The following is a 20,910-nucleotide window of genomic DNA, read 5'->3' as shown; positions in this document are numbered from 1 at the left end:
GTACGAGGAAAATCGAAGGTAGAAAACGAAATGGGCCTCGCGTTAATGGCCGTGAATTTAAGAAAATTCACGGCCATTAACTAAAGAAAAAAGAATTTACACACAAAAATAGAGAAAGGTGAATTTGAGTTTCATCAAATTCACCTTTCTCACTATTTGAAGCTAGTTATGTCCCAGCCTCTTTTTTACATCATGGATAATAATGTCCCTCCAATTATACCAGTAAGAACAATAATCCACGGTGTAATTTTCCAATAGGAAAGCATGCTAAACAGAATCACGGCAAAGACAAAATCAATCGGTTCCATAATTGATGAAGTAAAGATTGGGTTATAAAAGGCTGCAATTAAAATCCCTACAACAGCCGCATTAATACCCATAAACACTCCCTTCATTTTACCGTTCCGCCGTACAATATCCCAAAATGGTAATGTACCAAGAACAAGTAAAAAAGCCGGTAAAAAGATGGCAATCGTAGCTAAAATTCCACCAAACCAGCCATCCATGACCGCACCAATATAAGCGGCAAAAGTAAATAACGGACCTGGAACTGCTTGGGTTGCTCCATAACCAGCTAAAAATGCCCCTTCACTAATGAAATTTGTCGGAACAAATTCCCGCTCAAGTAAAGGCAACACAACGTGTCCTCCACCAAATACAAGGGATCCCGCTCGATAAAAACGATCGAACATCTCAACGAATGGAGATGCAAACGCTTCTCTTAATATCGGTAATAAGATGAGAAGACCAAAAAATAAAGTAATGCAGAAAAGTCCTATTTTTTTACTAATTGGTACTTTGAAATAAGTCGTATGATCATCACTTTTTTCTTTATATAATAAATATCCTATAAGACCGGCTATTAGTATAACTCCTACTTGTGCATATACCGTTTGCCATAACAATACAACCGCTAAGGCGAAAATAACAATAGCCTTTCGAGTTAGATCTGGTGCTAAATTTTTTGCCATTCCTAATATAGCATGGGCTACAACTGCCACCGCAACAATTTTCAAACCGTGAATCCAACCCATGTCACTTACATTCAGCTCGCCAATCAATAATGCGAAAATGATTAGGGCAATAACAGAGGGCATCGTAAAGCCGAGAAAAGAAATGATGCCTCCTAATAATCCACCGCGCATAATACCGATACCAATTCCAACCTGGCTACTAGCGGGACCTGGTAGAAACTGACATAAGGCTACTAATTCCGCATAAGATTTTTCATCTAACGACTTTCTGCGGCGAATATATTCCTCATGAAAATATCCTAAATGGGCAATAGGACCACCAAAGGAGGTTAGCCCTAATTTTAAGGATACTAAAAAAATTTCAAACCAAGTTTTAAACAATGACCTGTTGTCAATCATTTTGTTAATCTCCACTCTTATTTTCCATTTATCATAACAAGGTTTTCTATTGGGGAAAATTCAATCACAAAGAAATTAACATAATTTTAATATAAATCAATTTAAGCCCTGTCCATAAGGAAGGGCTTAGTTATAATTTATAGAAGTTACTTTTTCTTCGAACTTGTTTCAACAACTTCTTCGATCTTTAATTCTTCTGGTGTGTCATCCATTACACCTTTCGTAGATGATTTAAATTCTTTTAAAGTTTCTCCAACCGCTTTACCTAGCTGAGGTAATTTAGCAGGGCCAAAGATGATTAATGCTAACACTAATATGATGATTAACCCAGGTACACCGATACTTGCCATCTTAAAACCTCCTCTCTATTAATAAGTTATGTTTAACCGTTCCCTTCTTTTTAAAGACCAACTGGATACACTGATACTAATTTCAAATAGTAATAATAAAGGGACAATGATGATAATATCCGATAGAAAATCTGGGGGAGAAATGGACACCCCGACGATTATTAAAATAAAATAAGCAACTTTCCTCATTTTCTTTAATTTATCGGGAGTTACTAACCCGATATTGGTTAAAAACAATATAACAACCGGTAACTCAAAAACGAATCCTACTGGTAGCACGATATTAAATAACAATGTGAAATATTGTTTTATTCCATATGTTTCAATCGCACCAATCGACGTGTTCACATTCGATAAGAAGTTTAACATTAAAGGAAACAGCAAAAAGTAACTAAAACTAATACCGAATAAAAATAGTAAAAAAGAAATCGGTATATAAAAAAGGGTTCCCTTCGCCTCTTTTTCTGTTAGGCCCGGTTTTACAAATAACCAAATTTGCCATAAAGTCACTGGTAATGTAATCAGAATAGCGAGGATAAGGGCACATTTCACATAAATCATAAGCCCATCTGTATATCCAAATAAATTCCAATCAACAGTTGCGGCGGTTGGCTGCTGTTTTATCATATTTAATGTTTTCGGAGCTAACCAAAAACCAATTAAACATGATAAAACAAACGTTACGGATATTATAATTAATCGTTTTCGTAATTCCTCTAAATGCTCAACTAGTGTTAATTCTTTCTCTTCATCCATCGTTCTCACCAAATTTCATAAAGAACATCTCCTTTGGTGCCATTATTATGTGCATCAATGAACCGTTCCATTATGAACGTTCAAAAATTTTTAATACTAAGGAAATTCATAAATAGTAAAACTACTATGAAAAAAGAACTTAACGAGCTACTTTTTCGATATATTTCGACCTTTTTTAATATTTATTTGACCTTCCTTTCGATTCATAGTAATATTTTTTCATAATTCAAAAAGAATAGGTGTTCATTTTGTCGAATTTATTTAGAAAAAAAAGGATAGATGATTTATTAAATCAACATGGACAAGGTCAATTAAAAAAAACATTAGGGGCCTTTGATTTAATTTTACTCGGCGTTGGTGCAATTGTTGGAACAGGAATATTTATACTCCCTGGAACAGTAGCTGCCAGTCATTCAGGACCTGCTATTGTTTTTTCCTTTTTAATAGCAGCTTTTGTTTGTGCCCTTGCCGGAATGTGTTATTCCGAGTTTTCATCCGCCATCCCTGTGACTGGTAGTGCCTATACTTATGGCTATGTAGTGTTTGGGGAAATCATCGCTTGGTTTGTCGGTTGGGCTTTAGTATTAGAATATGGATTAGCCGCTGCCTCCGTTGCTACCGGTTGGTCATCTTATTTAATTTCATTATTAGAAGGACTTAATATTTCCATTCCTAACGCTCTATCGGGACCCTTTAACCCGGCAGAAGGAACTTTTATGAATCTTCCTGCTATTTTAATCGTATTGATCATTTCCTACTTATTAACACTCGGCATGCAAGAATCAGCAAAAGTAAATCGGATTATGGTTTTTGTTAAAGTAGGGGTTATTCTTTTATTCATCGTTGTCGGTATGTTTTATGTAAAACCCGATAATTGGCAACCATTCATGCCATTTGGTATAGAAGGGGTTGTTTCGGGGGCAGCACTTGTATTTTTTGCTTACCTAGGTTTTGATGCTGTATCTTCTGCAGCAGAAGAAGTAAAAAATCCACAACGAAATTTACCAATTGGAATCATTGGTTCTTTGTTAATTTGTTCTTTACTTTATATAGCGATGTCCCTTGTTTTGACTGGAATCACTCCATATACAACTTTAAACGTAAGCAATCCCGTTAGCTTTGCTATCGATTTAGTTGGACAAGATTGGATTGCTGGTATTATTTCATTAGGTGCTGTAACTGGGATGATGACCGTTATCCTAGTGATGATTTATGGCGGATCCCGCTTACTTTTTGCTATTGGCCGGGATGGCTTACTACCAAAAGTAATGAGTAAAATTAATCCAAAACATAACACGCCCGTTATAAATACTTGGATTTTCGGAATAGTTATAGCCTTTTGTGCTGGTTTTATCCCATTAGGTACTCTCGCAGAGTTAGTGAATATGGGGACTTTAATTGCCTTTACGATTGTTTCTTTAGGTATTATTTTCTTGCGAAGAAATAAAAACATTCTTTTATCAAATGGTTTTAAAGTGCCGTTCTTTCCAGTGCTACCCATATTATCATTTTTAGCTTGCCTCTTTTTAATGACACAGCTTTCGATTAAAACTTGGATTGCATGTGGAATTTGGTTTGTGATTGGTCTTGTATTTTACTTCTTATACGGAAGAAAACATAGTACATTAAATGAAATAAAATAGAGGAGCTTCTATTGTCCCTTTGACAATGGAAGCTCCTTTTTACTTATTTGCTTTATCCTTTAAATATTGTTGGTATGAATAGGCAACCCATATGCAATGATTATTTGCCCGGATATTATTTATTAACCCTTGAACAATCGTATTATTCAAGTTTGGATTATTTAAATCTTCCTTCAACATCATTAAAGATTCTTGGACAACCGGATCTTCATGTATCTCCTCTAGCACTTCGCTTAACAATTCATTAAGTCTTTCCTTCGAAATAGTTGGATGTACATTCGTTTTAATTAAGTACTCAGGTGTAATGAAAGGAATTTTAGAATGTTCAGCAACAATTGTCACCTTTTCGACAATTGTTTGGCACAACTTGTTTAAATCAATTGCATAATTATCTATTAGGAATAGTTCCGAATAACTTTTCGTTAGTCCATTAATAGTAAATAAAATATCAAGATGCATATGGTGATTTATATGTGCAAACTGTCTTTGAACAATTGATAGAACAATTTTATTTAACATTGTCATATACATGTGCATTCTTTCTAAAAGCTCTTGATTGAAGGACAGCACTTGCTCTTTAACGAATACTTTCGCGAAGTTTGCCTGCTGTTGAAATTCACTGAAAGTAACATATAAGAAGTGAAATAGTAAATGTTCCGTCGGCTTTTCACTGACCACACGTTCAATCTCTGCTATAAAGCCGTTCATAAACTGGTCGATTAAACTATGAATGAGCTCATCTTTTGATTTAAAGTGAAGATAAAAAGCTCCTTTTGATATACCACAACGCTCTGTTATTTGCTGTACTGATGTCGCCTCAAAACCGTTTTCAGCAAATAACTCCAGCGCTTTCTCCATGATAATTTGTTTCTTTACCAATTAAAACACTCCTACCCCATTTGTTTGACAACTGACTAATTAGTCATTAGTATAAATAACTGTAATACAAGAGTCAATTAAGGGCAGGTGTAAAGGTGAAAGGTTTAGTAAATTTTGTCCTGAAAAATAAACTTGCTGTATGGTTACTTACTATTATCATTACAGTTTCAGGTATTTATTCAGGGACACGAATGAAAATGGAATCCATACCTGACATTTCGATTCCGTACTTAATTGTGATGGGGGTATACCCAGGTGCAACTCCAGAACAAGTAATGGATGAACTGTCAATACCAATGGAAAAAGCAGTGGAAGGTCTCGAAGATGTCAAAGCTGTATATTCAAACTCATCATCCAACGTTTCCCAAATTCAAATTGAATATGATTACGGCGTTGATATGGATGAGAAAAAACGTCAGTTAGAATCCGCGATTGATAATGTTACATTACCAGAAGAAGTGGAAGAGCCTACCATTATGGCAATCAGTATGAATATGATGCCAGTTGTTGCTCTTTCGATTAGTAGTACTGAAGAAGACATTGTTGAATTAACTTCAACAGTTGAGGATATTTTATTACCTAAAATTGAAAAAATCGATGGAGTAGCTTCGGCTACGATTACTGGGCAACACATCGAGGAAGTTGAATTCACTTATAATGAAGAAAAAATGGCTTCCCTTGGATTAACAGAAGACACTGTTAAACAAATGGTTCAAGCTAGTGATATGGCCCTATCATTAGGTCTATACGAATTTGTTGAAGGTGAAGAAGCAGTAGCTGTTGACGGTGATATTCAAACTATCGATCAATTAAAAGAAATGCTTATACCAGTCACACCTACAGCTGAAAACCCAGTGCCATTTGTTAAACTTGGAGATATCGCGACAATTGAGACGGTTGGTAAAGTTCAATCCGTATCTCGTACAAATGGTAAAGATGCCATTGCAATTCAAATTGTCAAAGGCCAAGAAGCAAATACGGTAACTGTAGTTAATGCTGTAAAAGACTTAATTGAAGAAGAAGAGGCTGCTATTGATGGCTTAAAGGTTGATATCTCTTTAGACCAAGCTGAACCAATTGAAGATTCTGTATTCTCAATGGTTGAGAAAGCAGTATTCGGTGGTTTAATTGCCGTTTTAATTATTCTTTTATTCTTACGCGACTTTAAATCTACTATTATTTCAATCATTTCAATTCCAGTTTCAATCTTTATGGCTTTATTGCTACTAAACTGGTTAGATATTACGTTAAATATTATGACGTTAGGTGCCATTACGGTAGCGATTGGTCGTGTTATTGATGACTCCATCGTAGTAGTGGAGAACATTTACCGTCGTATGCACTTAAAAAATGAAAAACTCCATGGTCGTGCCTTAATTCGGGAAGCGACAATTGAAATGTTCAAACCAATTCTTTCTTCTACACTAGTAACAGTTGCAGTATTTGCACCGCTTATTTTCGTAGGTGGAATGGTTGGAGAATTATTCATGCCATTCGCTTTAACAATGACCTTCGCTTTAGGCGCGTCATTGCTTGTTGCGATAACAATCGTACCAGCATTATCCCACTTCTTATTCCGTAAAAAACTTTATGGTGAGAAAACAGAAAAGAGCCATAAAGAAGTGGGTAAACTAGCATTATGGTATAAAGGTGTACTAGAAAAAACATTAAATCATAAAGTGATTACATCCATAATCGCGATTATCATTTTAGCTGGTTCCCTTGCCCTTACTCCTTTAATCGGATTTAGTTTCATGGGCTCTGCGGAAGAAAAAGTTATGTATTTGACTTATACACCTAAAACTGGAGAGTTACTGGAAGAAACTGAAGCGAACATTAAGGAAGTAGAACAAGAATTATTAAAACGCGAAGACCTTGATATCCTTCAATTATCCATTACAGATTCAGAAAATGCTGATCCATCTGCTATGATGATGGGTGGCGGAGGCGGTGCATTAATGTACCTTATCTTTGATGACGAAATGGAAAACTTCCCTGAAGTAAGGGAAGAAATTGAAGACTATGTGTTTAACATCGGTCAATCCGGTGAGTGGAAATCACAAAACTTTAGTACATCAGCGATGTCCTCAAATGAAGTTAGCTACACGTTATACAGTGAGGATTTAAATGATTTAATGACTGCTGTTAAACAAGTAGAAGATGCTTTAAAAGAAGTAGATAACTTAGAAGATGTAACAAGTGATGCAGAAGATCCATATGTTGAAAACGTGTTTAAAGTAGATCAAGAACATGTATTGCAATATGGATTAACAACTGCTCAAATCGTGATGGCATTAAATGATTCTGGCTCAAAAGAAGTGTTAACAACGGTTGAAAATGACGGAGATGAAATTGAAGTCATTGTCCAAAGGGAAGCAAAAACTGCTCCAGAATCTTTAGAACAACTATTAGAAACTGCGATTCCAACAGCAACAGGAACTGCAGTTCCATTATCTGAATTAGTAACGGTTGAAGAAGGAACAACTTTAAATACATTAAGTCGTTCTGCTGGTGAATACTACGCAACTGTTTCAGGTACAATTGTTGGTGATGATATTTCGGTAGCTACATCGGAAGCAGATGAAAAAATCGAAGATCTTGATTTACCGAAAGGTGTAACGACTGGTGTCGCAGGCGTGGCAGCAGACATGACTGAAACATTTACACAACTAGGAGTGGCAATGATTGCGGCTATCGGTATTGTTTACTTCATTTTAGTTGTAACATTTGGTGAAGGTTTAGCACCATTTGCAATTCTATTCTCATTACCATTTACCGTAATTGGTGCGTTTATTGGATTATTTATTACAGGACATACGATTTCTGTCCAAGTAATGATGGGTCTATTAATGTTAATTGGTATCGTTGTCACAAACGCGATTGTTCTTGTAGACCGCATTATCCATATGGAACGTGATGGTTTATCTATGCGCGAAGCTATTCTAGAAGCTGGTGCAACACGTTTACGTCCAATCTTAATGACGGCTATCGCAACAATCGGTGCTATGTTACCAATGGCAATTGGTATTGGTGGTGGCGGCGGTCTTATGTCAGCCGACCTCGCAATAACAGTTATCGGAGGTTTGTTAAGTTCAACCCTTTTAACTTTAGTCATCGTTCCAATTGTTTACGAAACGCTTTCTAAAATGTTAAAGAAAAAACGTAACGAAATTCGAGAAGATTAATAGCAAATGAAAAGGTGTCTCTTTTATGGGACACCTTCTTTTTGTTTTAGTATATAAAAAAGCCGAGAACGATAGTTCCCGACTTATTGTATTGATTATTTTTGAATAAACATTTGAGTCCAGTAGTTACCATCCGCTACATAGCCTACACCAATGTGTGTGAAGTTTTTATTTAAAATATTTGCTCGATGGCCTTCTGAATTCATCCATGCTTTCACAACTTCTGAAGCTGTTCTTTGCCCTTGGGCGATATTTTCACCAGCTGATTTATATGTAATGCCGTAGTTTTTCATCATTGTAAATGGTGATCCATAAGTTGGGCTAGTATGGCTGAAATAATTTTTGTCTGCCATATCTTGTGACTTATCTTCCGCTACTCTAGCAAGTTCCCAATCACTTTTTAAAGCTGGTAGACCTGCGTTGGCACGCTCTACATTTACAAGACGTACAACTTCTTGTTCAACTGCTTGTCCTTCTTGTTCTGGTACGTTAATTTTTTGACCTGGATAAATTAAATTCGGATTTGCTAATTGTGGATTCGCATCAATTAACTCTTGAACTCCTGTTTTTGTTTTTACTGCGATTTTCCAAAGAGTATCTCCTGACACTACTGTATATGAATTAGCCGCTAAAGCGGTTACTGGTAATAATAGAGATGCTCCAAGAACAGTAGCGATCACGCCTTTTTTCAAGTTTTTAAACATCGATTGTTACCTCCTGTTTTATGTATTTTTATAGTACAGGAGTTTAATAGAGAAAATCATTAATAAAATAATGGATAGATTATTACGATATCTTTTCAAAGGGAGTATTTTGACCTACTAATCAAAAGAAACACTTATTTTATCCATCCTTTGTTCTGTTAAAATTGAAACCAATTTGTAATAGGAAAATATTCCGGTTGGAAATAAATAACCAATACTATAATGAAATTGGTAAAAAGCTGAATAGTATTTAAAAAAGATGTCTATCATAAAAGTATACTAGATTTAGATACTCTCCATATTTACTATCATTCAAGTTAAATATCATTCTATGAATCTTTCTTTAGATTCATTTTTTGATGAAACGCCTGATTATATAATATGATGGGGATGAGGTGATGGAATGAAAACGAGAATATATTTAAATAACCCTCAATTCGTATTGGGGACTACATTAAAAGACCATGAAGAACCTGAACATAATAACATGGCCTTACACGTATGTGAAAATGTTGAAAATGTACTGAACAATCGATTGAAGTTAGCGTCTTTTTTAAATTGTGATGTAGACGACTTCGTTTGTGCAAATCAAACTCATAGTGCTAATGTCCATCACGTCACGGCGGAAGATAAGGGGAGGGGCTCTAGAAGTGTAGATAATGCCATTTCCAACACAGATGCCCTTTATACGTATGAACCAAATATATTGCTCTGTACCTTTACGGCAGACTGTGTACCCGTTATTTTTTATAATGAAACAACTGGCCTCACTGGAGTTATTCATTCTGGATGGCAGGGGACTATAAAAGAAATTACTTTAAAAGTATTTGAGCATTTAATAAAAAACGAACAAAATAACCCGAAAGATATTAAGGTCGTGCTTGGACCTGCATTGAGTCAAGAGCGATTCGAAGTAGATGAAGATGTTTACCAAAAGTTTAAAGATCTAGGTTATGCTGATGAATTTATTTATTTTAAAGAAGAAACAAACAAGTACCATATTGATAATCAACAAACCGTAAAAAAACAATGTGAATTAGTTGGGATTCCATTGAATAACGTTAAAATTGACTTAACATGTACTTTCCATCATCCAGATGGTTTTTCCTATCGAGAAGATAAAAAAACGGGGAGACATTTAAGCTTCATAATGAGAAAAGAAAACTAATTTTTTGAACTTGGAACTACTTCGTAAAACTAAAGCGAAGTAGTTTTCTTTTTTAGGAATACGGTTTATTAGTTGTTATTCATGAATAATCCTTAAGTAAACATATATTATTTCATAAAGCATTTTTAAGGAGGCTATGCATTGCTCATTCATGTTGTCCGTTCGGGTGAGTCACTATGGGAAGTTGCCAATCAATATTATGTCTCTATCAATGCAATACAACAAGTAAATCAATTACCGGATCCAAACAAGTTGTTAATAGGGCAGGCATTAGTCATTCCAACAGCTGTAGACACGCATACTATTCAGGTAGGGGAAAATTTATGGTCTATCGCGCAACGTTACGGTGTCTCGGTACAATCCCTTTTAAATATAAATCAAATTACGAACCCAAATCTTTTGTACCCAGGGGTTACGATATACATTCCACCAATCATCCATACTGTCCAATCAGGCCAAACATTATCTCAAATTGCTACTCAATATGGCACAACGATTCAAGCCATCCTTAATGCCAATCCATTACAAAATCAAAACCTCATTTACATCGGAACCCCATTAGTTATTCCTAGAAGAAAACCATTAATCGAAGTCAATGCATACACCTACCAAAAGGATGAAGAAGCAGCTCAAAGCGTCAATGAAATTGGTTACTTACTCACTTATTTAAGCCCGTTTGCTTATTTAATTAAAGAAGATGGTACGTTGCAACCCTTTGAAGATGAATTGATGATAAACGCTGCTATTTCTCAGAACGTAACACCTATGTTAGCAATTACGAACTTATCCACGACATCAACTGGAACGAATTTAGCCAATGCCATTTTGTCAAATCCTGAACTGCGTGAAAAACTGATTTCAAATGTACTTCAATTGATGGATGAAAAGGGGTATAAAGGGTTAAATATTGACTTTGAATATGTTTTACCGGAGGATCGTGAAAACTACAATCAGTTTCTTCAGTTGGCCGTTAATCGATTGCATCCTAGAGGTTATTTTGTTTCCACTGCTGTTGCACCTAAAACAAGTGGAGAGCAAGAAGGGTTATTATATACTGCCCATGATTATGAAGCCCATGGGAGAATAGGTGATTTTGTTATTCTAATGACCTATGAATGGGGGTGGAGAGGGGCATCCCCACAAGCAATTTCTCCTGCTAACCAAATGCGAAGAGTTGTACAATATGCCCTCTCTGTTATGCCAGCGGATAAAATCTATTTAGGTTTCCAAATTTATGCGAGGGATTGGAAGATTCCCCATATTGAAGGAGCAACAGCTGAAACCTTTAGCCCTCAAGAAGCTGTTCGACGTGCTACTCAATTTAATGCAACCATTCAATACGACAATACCGCTCAGTCTCCTTTTTTCCGTTATGTTGATGAACAAGGGCAAAGGCATGAAGTATGGTTTGAAGATGCTCGGAGTGCCCAAGCAAAATTTGACATGGTTAAACAGTATAACTTAAGAGGAATTAGTTATTGGGCATTAGGCTATGATTATCCTCAAAATTGGGCTTTATTAAATTCCAATTTTGACATTCGGAAAGTGTGAAGTAAGAATTTTGTTTCTTAAGACATGTATGAAATTGAAAAATACGAAATATTTCCAGCTGGATATACACGCTTAATCCAGCTTTTTTGTTATGTAAACATTCCAAATAGGTGACCATTGAAAAATTAGTAACACATTTTAAAATCTTGAATATCCTATAAAGAATGCAATTTATAAAAAAAGCAATCCAACGGTTCAAATTTCGTTGGAGGATAGGAGTCACATGAAAAGATTATTACTTTTTCTTTCGATGGTAACCTTTGTTTTTTTAGTTGGTTGCAGTAATTCTGATTCAAAGGAAGAATCTAAAGAATCTAAAAGTGAAGAAACAACTTCTGAAACGAAAACGGATACTAAGACTGAAACAGAGACTAAAACTGAAAATGAAACCGATACTGATAATGCTTCTAATACTGAGACTACAGCTCCAAGTACAGATGATGAGTTTGCACAAGCATTTTCAGATTACTTAGATGAAATGATGTTATTAGCTGTGGAAGAGGAAAGAATTATTGGTTTATACGATAGTGTAACCGGTGTAAATTATACAAATGATGAAGTTTTATACTATACCCTTTTAGATGAAGTCATTCCTGGCTATCGTCAATTCGTAGCGGATTTAGAAGCGATTATGCCGAAAAATGCCGAAGTTCAAGCACTTCATGAAAAGTATATTGAAGCGGCTAATATTCAATATAACTCCTTTACCCTAATGATTTCCGCAATCGAACAGCAAAGTATGGATACAATGACTGAAGCAAATCAAGGTTTAGATGAAGCAAGACGTTTGCTAAGAGAATGGCTATACCAAGTTGACGAATTTTCAATAAAAGCGGGTATTCCATTAGAGTAAAAAGGGACGTACACAACACTAGTTGTTGTGTATTTTTTTGTGATAAAAAACGATTCCTAAGCCATATTAAGAAGGAATCCAATCGAAAGGAGAACTTCTTATGGGAAGAGATGATAGTAAAAGTAAAGGAACAAATAAAGCTTCCTTACCACAAACACCAAAAACGCAAAAAATAGCTCCTGGTAAGATGCGAGAAGAAGTTGCTCAAGAATTAGATGAACTTCACCAACTAGTTGAAAAAACAAAACATAACACTCGAAAGAAGAAATAGGAGGGATTCAATTGGATTACAATCGTGCTCAAGAAATCTATGCTTCTCCAAAGGAATATGAAGTCAGCTATAATGGTGTTTCCGTGTGGATTGATAAACTTCATGATGATGGAAAGACTGCTACTGTTCATTTACGCCAATCCCTCGAAGAACGTTCAGAAGTAGCCGTGTCAGAACTTAAAGAGGAATACCTCGTTCAATAAAAAATCATCCCATTGGATTAGTATCCAGTGGGGCGATTCTTTTTATACGCCAAAACAAAAGATGAAGTGAATCCCATTTATGCTTAATGTCCATATATTAGTTGCAATGTTTGTCTAAATAAGTGATCCAACTTCTCTGTTGCGTTCCTCTGTTCTTCTTTTAACGTCGGAATATAATTTTTAATGCGAATGCACTCTTCTTGTATATAATTATTCAAAATAGGAAGGGGTACCGTCATGTTAAACTCTTCCCCTAAATTTCTTCGTTTCAGCAATTGTTCCACTTCCAATTTTTCTTTTTTATAGTCCAGCAAAGGTAGTAAATCTTGGATGGTGATAGGTGGAACCGTTTGGAACTTTTCAATCCAACTACAGGCCAAAAGCGATTTTACGGCATAAAGATAAATTTTAACTTTCACTATTGGACGTTGAAGATATGATTTATAGTTATTGTTCGCTACATTCAAGTAATGATGTAAGCAGGAAATGGGTGAAAAGACATCCTTTTGTAGCAAACATAAGTTATCAATAAAAAAATCATTCTGGTAGTAAACGATTTCGCTATTTAACCATTCTAAAATGGTCGGATTACTTTTCCTAAAAAGACGTAAAGCTTTCGTTAGTTCCCATCCATTTATATCTAAATGATTATTTATCGGGAACTCCATACTGTCTTTTTTTGAGCCGATCCCTTGTGGATCAATGGAAAGGTACCAATTGGGGTGATGAACATAAATAAAACGAACATCATAATCACTATGTTCTGTTGCAAATCCCCAAGCTCGACTTCCTGACTCAACGGCATACAATATTTTAACTGAATACAACTCTTCAATATCCATCAACTTTTGTAAAATAGCCTCTTTCATAGATCCATCTCTCTTTTAACTATTCTTCCTACATCATACATAACAATTAAGAAGGACTAAAGGATATGAATCCTTTAGTCCAACAACAACCTCAATGTTCGAACAGCCTTGCCTTCATGTTGTAACAAATGGAATGGATGAACACCATTTATTTTTCACGTTCGTTTTTAGGTTCAAACGTTTTACAGCATGTATCTTGGGAATGATTTGCTTCTTCTGAAATCTTATCAAAGTCAAGATCCGAAGCAAACTCTGTATTCCGATTTTTGGAGTGATAATCCATATCGATTTGAATTTTTTCTGCTCCACAAAGGTTTCCCTCTTTATGGAAAAAACAGTTCGATACAGCACAGCTTACTTCTACGTTTGGCATAGCTATCCTCCTCATTGATATGTTGTGAAAAGTCAAAATGAGACTCCATTTAAACTCTTCAAATTGTATTTTGTCCAATTCAAAAGTTTTTATTTTGAAAGTATGACTCCTTTTTAGGAAAAAACGTTTTTAATAAAAAATACCATCAAAGAATGATTCTTTGATGGTACTTAATTTTACTATTTAAGATTACTCTGCTTTTTTATCTGATGTATCTCCTTTACTTTTTACATCAGTAGTTTTAGTTGGCTGGTCTACATTGATATAAAGTTTACCTGCTGCTTTCATGCGTGTTTCATTCTTAAAGCTATCTACAGCCTTCACTTCAATTTGCGCACCATCAGCAACTGTTCCTGATGGTACCGTATAGTAGCCAACGTAATGACCAGGACTCATTTCCATTAAAGGAAGTTCTGTTGCATTTTGAGCCTGAGCTTTCGTATTCGTCAATGGCATATGCACCATAAACGTTGCTCGTAGTCCAGGTTCACTGTCAAATTCGATCATGACACTTTTACCCGTTTGAATGTAAAGATCTTTTGCAGGCTTCACATTTTCAATAACTGGTGCATCATAATCTACACTTACAGTCATTGTTTTTGTCGTGCGATTTCCTGCTAAATCTTGAGCAACTACTTTTATTTCGTTAGATCCGTTCTCTAAAATAATACGTTTTGAGAATTGACCGTCTTTAACCGTTGCTGCTTGTCCATTTACTTTAACAAATTCTAAATTAGCATCTTCAATTGTACCTTTTACCGTTACCGTCTCACGATTAATTTTAGCGCCATCTGTTGGTTCAGTAATCTTCACAGCTGGTTTCACGGTATCTAACGTAACAGAAATTGGTGTGGATTCTCCTGTTGTGCGACCATTTAGAGTCGAAATGGCTTTTAACTCGTTTTGACCTTCCACAAGCGTTACCGGAATCTCAAATTGGCCATTCTCTCCTACGTCAACCGTTCCTGCATCCTTACCGTTATGCTTTAACTCAATTTTAGTTGTTGGAGAAGCAGTACCCGTTACAGTTAAACTTTTTTCATTTGTAATCAGGCTATCTGTTGGTCCAGTAATAACAGGTGCATCGACTTCATAGCTAACACGGGCACGAATCATATAGTTTCCTTCCTCTGCTGGAGCTGGAGTCCATGCACCGGAAACAAATTGATAACTTCTAGCCGCATTTTTCCCGTCTTCATCTGTTCCTAGACCAGGCGCATTAGGATTTGGCTTAGCTTGAATGTAAACCATGTAGAAATCCCCGTTTACAACAATATTATGTTCACGTAAATCTACAACAGTCCATTCACCATTACGTAGCGCCTTCGCATCGATTGGTCCTGCAATTTTTTTACCAGGTGCACCATTCGCTCCTGTTGCATCCCAAACTTCTACTTTAAAATCAGTACCTCCAGGTGCTGGCCATGACGTATCCCAGAAACGGAATACCCCATCTGTTACGATTCCACTTTCTTCTCCTTCAGGAAGGGACATTTTCACTCCCCAACCATTTCCTGCATCATAAAATGCACGGGCATTTTCTGCAGTACCGTCATCATAGCCGATTTCCCCACCAGGATACGTGTAGAATGGCTTAAGACTAATATCCATCGTTGCTCCATCACCATCGATTGAAACAGCCACTTCTTTACTATGGTAACCATCCGCAACAACTTTCAACGTATAGTCACCTTCGTATGCAGTAATTGAATAGCTACCATTTGCGTCTGTTATAACCGGTGCTATGTTCGCATCTTCTACAAGAAGTAACGTTGCTCCTTCAATTGGTTCTCCAGTTTGTTGATCAGTAATGGCACCTGCCACTGAATTTTGAGGTAATTCTTCCAACGTAAAGTTTGCAGAAACTGAACCGTCTGCCTCTAACTCTACTGATTGTTGCTCCGATGCAAATCCATATGCTTCCGCTTTTACTGTGAAATCACCAGCACTATGCGTTAAAGAGTAGGAACCATTTCCTGGATTTGTATAAACAGAACGGCCTGATTCAAGAACACTTACTTGTGCTCCTAATGGAAGAAGCGTTGGATTTGCCACTTCTTCTACAATTGGACCCGGTGCCTTTTCAGGTAATACCGGTTTAATTGTTTTTGGATCAATTGGCTTTTCTGTTTTTTCCTTTTTAGCTTCAGCAGCTTTTTCCTTTTTAGTTAACTTTGGTACTTTTTCAGTTTTTACTTCTTTAATAATACCTAATTGTTTCTTAGACAGTGACGAATCTGATAGAGCTACATCATCAATATACCAGCCATCACGCATTACGCTTCCATCTGAGTAAGAGTTAAAACCAATATACACTCGTTGACCAGCATACTCAGATAAATTGACCTCTGTACTTAACCAACCATTTGAAACACCGTTTACTTGAAGTAATTGCGTCCAATTTTCTAAGTCCGTTGAAATAACAACGTGACCATAATCCCAAGCTCTTCCTGTAGAAGATTTCTCAAAATTATGCCAATGCTTGAATTGTAAATAAGCATTCCCTTCTGGTAAATCAACTGGAGGCATCACGAGAGTTGCATTCATATTATTGTCGTATGTTCCTTCTAGATTCGTTGCATATACTTTTTCACCTGATGCAGCATTACCAGGACCAGATGTTGGGACACCCCACTCCCAGCTATTTGCATTACCAAACGAATACCAGCCAGTTGGTTGATTTTCAAAGTCGGTAAAGTAACCTGTCGTAATACCTGGTTTTACTTCAACCGTATACTCATCACTTGTTACCTCATTATTTCCAAAGTCATTGATAGTCCAGAAATATTTGAATGACGAGCCATTAATCAAACTACCTGGTACAACAACGCCAAACTCTCCAGATTTATAGTCTCCAGAAAGACGGCCCGCTTCGATTGATTGAACCTCACCATTTGCATCAGTATAGTTTAAATGTACAGACGAAATACTAATATTATCGGAGATGGAAATGGATAAAGGTAAATCCATTCCTTCAAATGTTTCCTCAGGAGCTACATGCTCGAAAGTTGGTGCTTCTGCATCTTCACCTTGTTTTGTTACTTGTCCTTCGATTGTACCTAAACCAGAAATAATAGAAGATACAGCTGAATAAGCATCAACTAAACCATAACCGTAACCATGGTTTGGAGATTCTGGATACTGTTCATCTGTTAACGGAGTTGCCGTATTCAATAGAATTTCTTCCATTTCATCGACGGTTATGTTCGCATTTACTTGGCGAAGTAATGCGGCCACACCAGATACTGCAGGACCTGACATGGATGTACCATTCCATCCACCTTCATAAGCACCACCAGGTACCGATGAACGGATGTTTACACCAGGAGCTGAAATATCAGGTTTAATTTCATCATACGGAGAAGGTCCACGTAGAGAGAAACTCGCTACTTTATTGTTAATATCCGTTGCACCGGTTGCAAAGGATTCAGGATAGTTAGCAGGAGCTGCTACAGATCCAGGTCCACCCGGATTTGTTAGCGTTGTATTTCCAGCTGAGAATTCTGGGAAAATTTCAGCTGCACGCCAGTTATTAACAACATCTCGGTACCATTCATCTAAACCGGGTCCACCACCCCAAGAATTGTTCACCACATCAGGAGCTAAGTCAACACGGGCATTGCCTTCGGAATCCGTTGGTGCTAAAATCCATTCAGCTGCTTCTAAAAGGTCTGCATCTGTACCACCAGCTGCAGTAAATGCTTTAACAGCAATAAATTTAGCACCTGGAGCAACACCGATTTGATTTGTCCCATCTGGTTCGCTACCAACCATTGTTCCTGTTACATGCGTACCATGTCCTTGATCGTCATAAGGTTCGTCTTGTCCAGCAGTGGCATCGAACCAGTTATAATCATGATCAACTTCACCCGTAGCTGCATTGTAACCACGATATTTTTCCTTTAATGCCGGATGGTCCCATTGAACACCTGTATCAATACTAGCCACTACTGTACCGGAACCGTCAATACCCATCTCCCACGTTTCAGGAGCTTTTACACGGGCGACATTCCATTCAACATTCGCAACTTCAGACGCTGGTGCTGGAGCATCCTCTACTACCGTTGCTTCCAATTTTCGTGTTTCATTTGGAAGTACTTTTTCAACTTCTGAAAAAGTAGCAATCTTTTCAGCAATCTCTTTTGTTGCTGTTACTGCCATTCCATTTACAATGTAGTAAGAATCAAAATCATCTACATTTCCCTTTTTCGCTTCTTGTTCAAGAAAATCGATGACTGATCGTTGTGACTCGATGGAAGTTGATTTCAATTCGGAGACAACAGCTGAACGTTGTACTAATTTCGTGTTTTGTGCAGATAGCTTCTTTTCCTTCGCAGTTTTTCTTGCTTCTTTTGCTACTTCTTGTGCTTCTGCCTTATCCTTAAATTTTACAAGGAAAGTTATTTTCTCTTCATCTTTAAAATTAGTTAACAAACGGTCACTAATTTTATCCTTCGCAAGAACATTACTTACACTTGATTCTCGTAAAGATTCATGAAGTTTGTTTGTTGTTTCCGCACTAGCAACAGTAGGTGCTATGAGGGAAAACGCAACGAGTAAAGATGCTGTAATGTTAAACGCTTTGGTTGAACGTTTCTTCTTTTTCACATATTCTCCTCCTTCCGATTTTTAACAACGACCCGTTCACCTGACGTTCAACTAAAAAACACCTTGTCCCTCCTTCCTAAACGATAATATCCAGGTAAACAGAAAACAAAGGTGTCATCCTAATCTCTAGTTGTTAACAATAACTATATTCGATTGGGAGATTAATTTCTGTCTAATTTTGTAAGCTACTTTCAATAATTTGGTAAATTGAATAATTGGTACCATATCGCAAATTACTTATAAGTATTAAGTGGGAATAAAACAATAGTTAAATAATCCCTTTTCTATTAAAATCTTTATTAATAAATAGCGTTACAAGTTTACAATGATAGAAAAATGATTCCTTCCACCTATTTCCATTCTATCAATCAAATTTACTATTTGATGGAACAGTATATGTTAAGGATAAAAGTATTATATTTCCTTTTATATCCTTAATATTTTACGATTCTACTATTTAATCTCATTTTAAAAATAGCGACTATTTCACTAAATCCAATTGAATACCAGCCCTTTTAAAAAGATAAAATTCAAGAAAAGTTTACTTAAAGTTCCTTCTCCCTCTGCCTATTTTCGACATCGTTTTAAAATTAAATTTACTTTGGCAGAGAGTTGTTAAATGAATGGATACATTTTTGTTATTTCAAAATTGGGAATGGTTTTATTGAATCTCCTATAAACTGACCACTGTATTTTTAATAAAATTGATACTTTTATAAATATCAGTCCTTTGCTATGTTATCTATACATTAAAATAAGGAAGGTAACATTCATGCAAAAAATACAAAATCATTCAAATACCCGTTCCCAAACTTTCGATATGGTTCTATCCGCTATGCTTATTGCTCTCGTCTTTGTTGCGACGGTTTTTTTAAATATTAAATTACCAATTACGGCTAATGGTGGTTTAGTCCACCTAGGGACAGCAATGCTTTTTATCACATCCATTCTTTTTGGTCCTAAAAAAGGAGCAATTGCTGGCGCTATTGGAATGGGCTTGTTCGATTTAATCTCTGGCTGGACATTATGGGCACCTTTTACGCTAGTTGCCCGTGGTTTACAAGGATATGTCGTTGGGAAAATCGCTTGGTCGAAAGGGCGAAATGGCAGCAGTATTACTTTTAACCTCTTCGCTACCATCCTTTCCGTTCCTGTTATGTTAGTAGGATATTATATTTGTGAAGGAATTCTTTTTCATAACTGGATTGTTCCTGTAGCTTCTATACCAGGAAACATCGTTCAAAATGTAGTAGGTATCGTTGTTGCAATACCTGTTTGTGCTGTACTGAAAAAAGTATCTTTTTTTAAATAATGACGAAAGGAGGGAGCTTTTTTTAGCCCCCTCCTTTATCGTCTGAATCGTATCTTTTAACAATAGATTACGATAAATAAACCGGAAGTGATTCACTTAATATTAATCCGTCTTTTTTAACCATCGCATCATAGGCTAAAATCCGGACCCCTGTTTCGTACGCTTGTAACAAAGCATCTGCAAAGGCTGGGTCCGTTTCCCTATTAGGGATAAACCCATGGCATCCTTTTAATTGAATAATAAATAAAATAGAACAACTGTAGCCTTCACGAGCTGCCTTTACTAACTCTAATACATGTTTTGTTCCCCTTACAGTGGGGGCATCAGGGAACATCGCCATTCCCTCCCTTTCAAGGGTAACACCCTTTACTTCAATAAATCCCTTTTGGTCACCTTGTTCAAAAAATAAATCGAAACGGGAACTACCATAGGTAACTTCTTTTTTAACCGTATCTACCTTTCCAAATTCCAACAGCTTTCCTTCTTTTAATGCATCAAAGGCAACCAAATTTGGAGCTTGGGAATCAATATTAACCCAATCCCCATTCTTTACAACTGCTATAAGAGAAAACTTTGTTTTCCGATTAGGATGATTATTTCGTTCTAGAAGCACTTTTGCATCGGGTAGAAGAAGTTCTCTTAAACGGCCTGTATTTTTCACATGTACCCTTTCTAACATCCCATCGATAAAAACTTCAGCGATAAATCGGTTTATTCGATTACTAAATCTTCCTTCGATTATTTCACCATACTGCATTTACTTCACTTCCTATATCAATTCCAATTACGTTTTCTTGTCTCAAGTATAACAA

The 20,910-nt window shown here is 36.4% G+C and carries 17 protein-coding genes; 8 read left to right on the top strand and 9 right to left on the bottom strand.

Going from position 1 to position 20,910, the window contains the following annotated elements; all coding sequences use genetic code 11:
• Positions 1-185 precede the first annotated feature (185 nt).
• The 3 genes from chrA to tatC form a co-directional block, all read right to left on the bottom strand.
• Positions 186-1,373 (bottom strand): chromate efflux transporter, encoded by a 1,188-nt coding sequence (gene chrA, locus H9636_RS08905; protein WP_191707272.1) that lies wholly within the window; start codon positions 1,371-1,373, stop codon positions 186-188.
• Positions 1,374-1,519: 146 nt separating this feature from the next.
• Positions 1,520-1,723 (bottom strand): twin-arginine translocase TatA/TatE family subunit, encoded by a 204-nt coding sequence (gene tatA / locus H9636_RS08900; RefSeq protein ID WP_191707271.1) that lies wholly within the window; start codon positions 1,721-1,723, stop codon positions 1,520-1,522.
• Between the two features lie 18 nt (positions 1,724-1,741).
• A complete protein-coding gene (gene tatC, locus H9636_RS08895; protein ID WP_191707270.1) occupies positions 1,742-2,479 on the bottom strand; it encodes a twin-arginine translocase subunit TatC in 738 nt (245 codons plus the stop codon).
• A 248-nt stretch (positions 2,480-2,727) separates the two neighbouring features.
• Between tatC and H9636_RS08890 the strand changes: the two genes are divergently transcribed.
• Entirely contained in the window at positions 2,728-4,122 is a 1,395-nt protein-coding gene (locus tag H9636_RS08890) for an amino acid permease (RefSeq protein WP_225230149.1), read from the top strand.
• 39 nt (positions 4,123-4,161) lie between these two features.
• On the opposite strand, the gene H9636_RS08885 is transcribed toward H9636_RS08890, so the two are convergent.
• Positions 4,162-5,001: a TetR/AcrR family transcriptional regulator gene (locus H9636_RS08885; protein ID WP_191707269.1), complete on the bottom strand. Its 840-nt coding sequence runs from the start codon at positions 4,999-5,001 to the stop codon at positions 4,162-4,164.
• 95 nt (positions 5,002-5,096) lie between these two features.
• Here H9636_RS08885 and H9636_RS08880 point away from each other — a divergent pair, with 95 nt between their 5' ends.
• Positions 5,097-8,186: an efflux RND transporter permease subunit gene (locus H9636_RS08880; protein ID WP_191707268.1), complete on the top strand. Its 3,090-nt coding sequence runs from the start codon at positions 5,097-5,099 to the stop codon at positions 8,184-8,186.
• Between the two features lie 95 nt (positions 8,187-8,281).
• On the opposite strand, the gene safA is transcribed toward H9636_RS08880, so the two are convergent.
• Positions 8,282-8,890, bottom strand: a complete 609-nt coding sequence (gene safA / locus H9636_RS08875) for a SafA/ExsA family spore coat assembly protein (RefSeq protein WP_191707267.1) — start codon at positions 8,888-8,890, stop codon at positions 8,282-8,284.
• 403 nt (positions 8,891-9,293) lie between these two features.
• Between safA and pgeF the strand changes: the two genes are divergently transcribed.
• The 5 genes from pgeF (at position 9,294) to H9636_RS08850 (ending at position 12,936) form a co-directional block, all read left to right on the top strand.
• Positions 9,294-10,058, top strand: a complete 765-nt coding sequence (pgeF, locus tag H9636_RS08870; RefSeq protein ID WP_191707266.1) for a peptidoglycan editing factor PgeF — start codon at positions 9,294-9,296, stop codon at positions 10,056-10,058.
• A gap of 141 nt (positions 10,059-10,199) precedes the next feature.
• Positions 10,200-11,609 carry a LysM peptidoglycan-binding domain-containing protein gene (locus H9636_RS08865; protein ID WP_191707265.1) on the top strand — a complete coding sequence of 470 codons (1,410 nt, stop codon included), beginning with the start codon at positions 10,200-10,202 and terminating at the stop codon, positions 11,607-11,609.
• A gap of 223 nt (positions 11,610-11,832) precedes the next feature.
• A complete protein-coding gene (locus tag H9636_RS08860; protein WP_191707264.1) occupies positions 11,833-12,462 on the top strand; it encodes a hypothetical protein in 630 nt (209 codons plus the stop codon).
• A gap of 100 nt (positions 12,463-12,562) precedes the next feature.
• On the top strand, positions 12,563-12,733 hold the full coding sequence (locus H9636_RS08855) for a YfhD family protein (protein ID WP_191707263.1): 171 nt from the start codon (positions 12,563-12,565) through the stop codon (positions 12,731-12,733).
• An 11-nt stretch (positions 12,734-12,744) separates the two neighbouring features.
• Entirely contained in the window at positions 12,745-12,936 is a 192-nt protein-coding gene (locus H9636_RS08850; protein WP_191707262.1) for an H-type small acid-soluble spore protein, read from the top strand.
• 83 nt (positions 12,937-13,019) lie between these two features.
• Here the strand turns inward: H9636_RS08850 and H9636_RS08845 are convergent, their stop codons facing one another.
• The 3 genes from H9636_RS08845 to H9636_RS08835 all read right to left on the bottom strand — a co-directional run bounded on the left by H9636_RS08845 (position 13,020) and on the right by H9636_RS08835 (position 18,786).
• Positions 13,020-13,805 carry a nucleotidyltransferase domain-containing protein gene (locus H9636_RS08845; RefSeq protein ID WP_191707261.1) on the bottom strand — a complete coding sequence of 262 codons (786 nt, stop codon included), beginning with the start codon at positions 13,803-13,805 and terminating at the stop codon, positions 13,020-13,022.
• Between the two features lie 148 nt (positions 13,806-13,953).
• A complete protein-coding gene (locus tag H9636_RS08840; RefSeq protein ID WP_191707260.1) occupies positions 13,954-14,178 on the bottom strand; it encodes a DUF1540 domain-containing protein in 225 nt (74 codons plus the stop codon).
• 189 nt (positions 14,179-14,367) lie between these two features.
• Positions 14,368-18,786, bottom strand: a complete 4,419-nt coding sequence (locus H9636_RS08835; RefSeq protein WP_191707259.1) for a S8 family serine peptidase — start codon at positions 18,784-18,786, stop codon at positions 14,368-14,370.
• Positions 18,787-19,558: 772 nt separating this feature from the next.
• Between H9636_RS08835 and H9636_RS08830 the strand changes: the two genes are divergently transcribed.
• Positions 19,559-20,098: an ECF transporter S component gene (locus tag H9636_RS08830; protein WP_191707258.1), complete on the top strand. Its 540-nt coding sequence runs from the start codon at positions 19,559-19,561 to the stop codon at positions 20,096-20,098.
• Between the two features lie 67 nt (positions 20,099-20,165).
• Here the strand turns inward: H9636_RS08830 and sfsA are convergent, their stop codons facing one another.
• On the bottom strand, positions 20,166-20,855 hold the full coding sequence (gene sfsA, locus H9636_RS08825; RefSeq protein ID WP_191707257.1) for a DNA/RNA nuclease SfsA: 690 nt from the start codon (positions 20,853-20,855) through the stop codon (positions 20,166-20,168).
• Positions 20,856-20,910 lie beyond the last annotated feature (55 nt).

Source organism: Ureibacillus galli, from assembly GCF_014836845.1.
GTDB lineage: Bacteria > Bacillota > Bacilli > Bacillales_A > Planococcaceae > Ureibacillus > Ureibacillus galli.
Note: the sequence above shows the minus strand (reverse complement) of the source record. Positions and strands in the feature narration are given on the sequence as shown.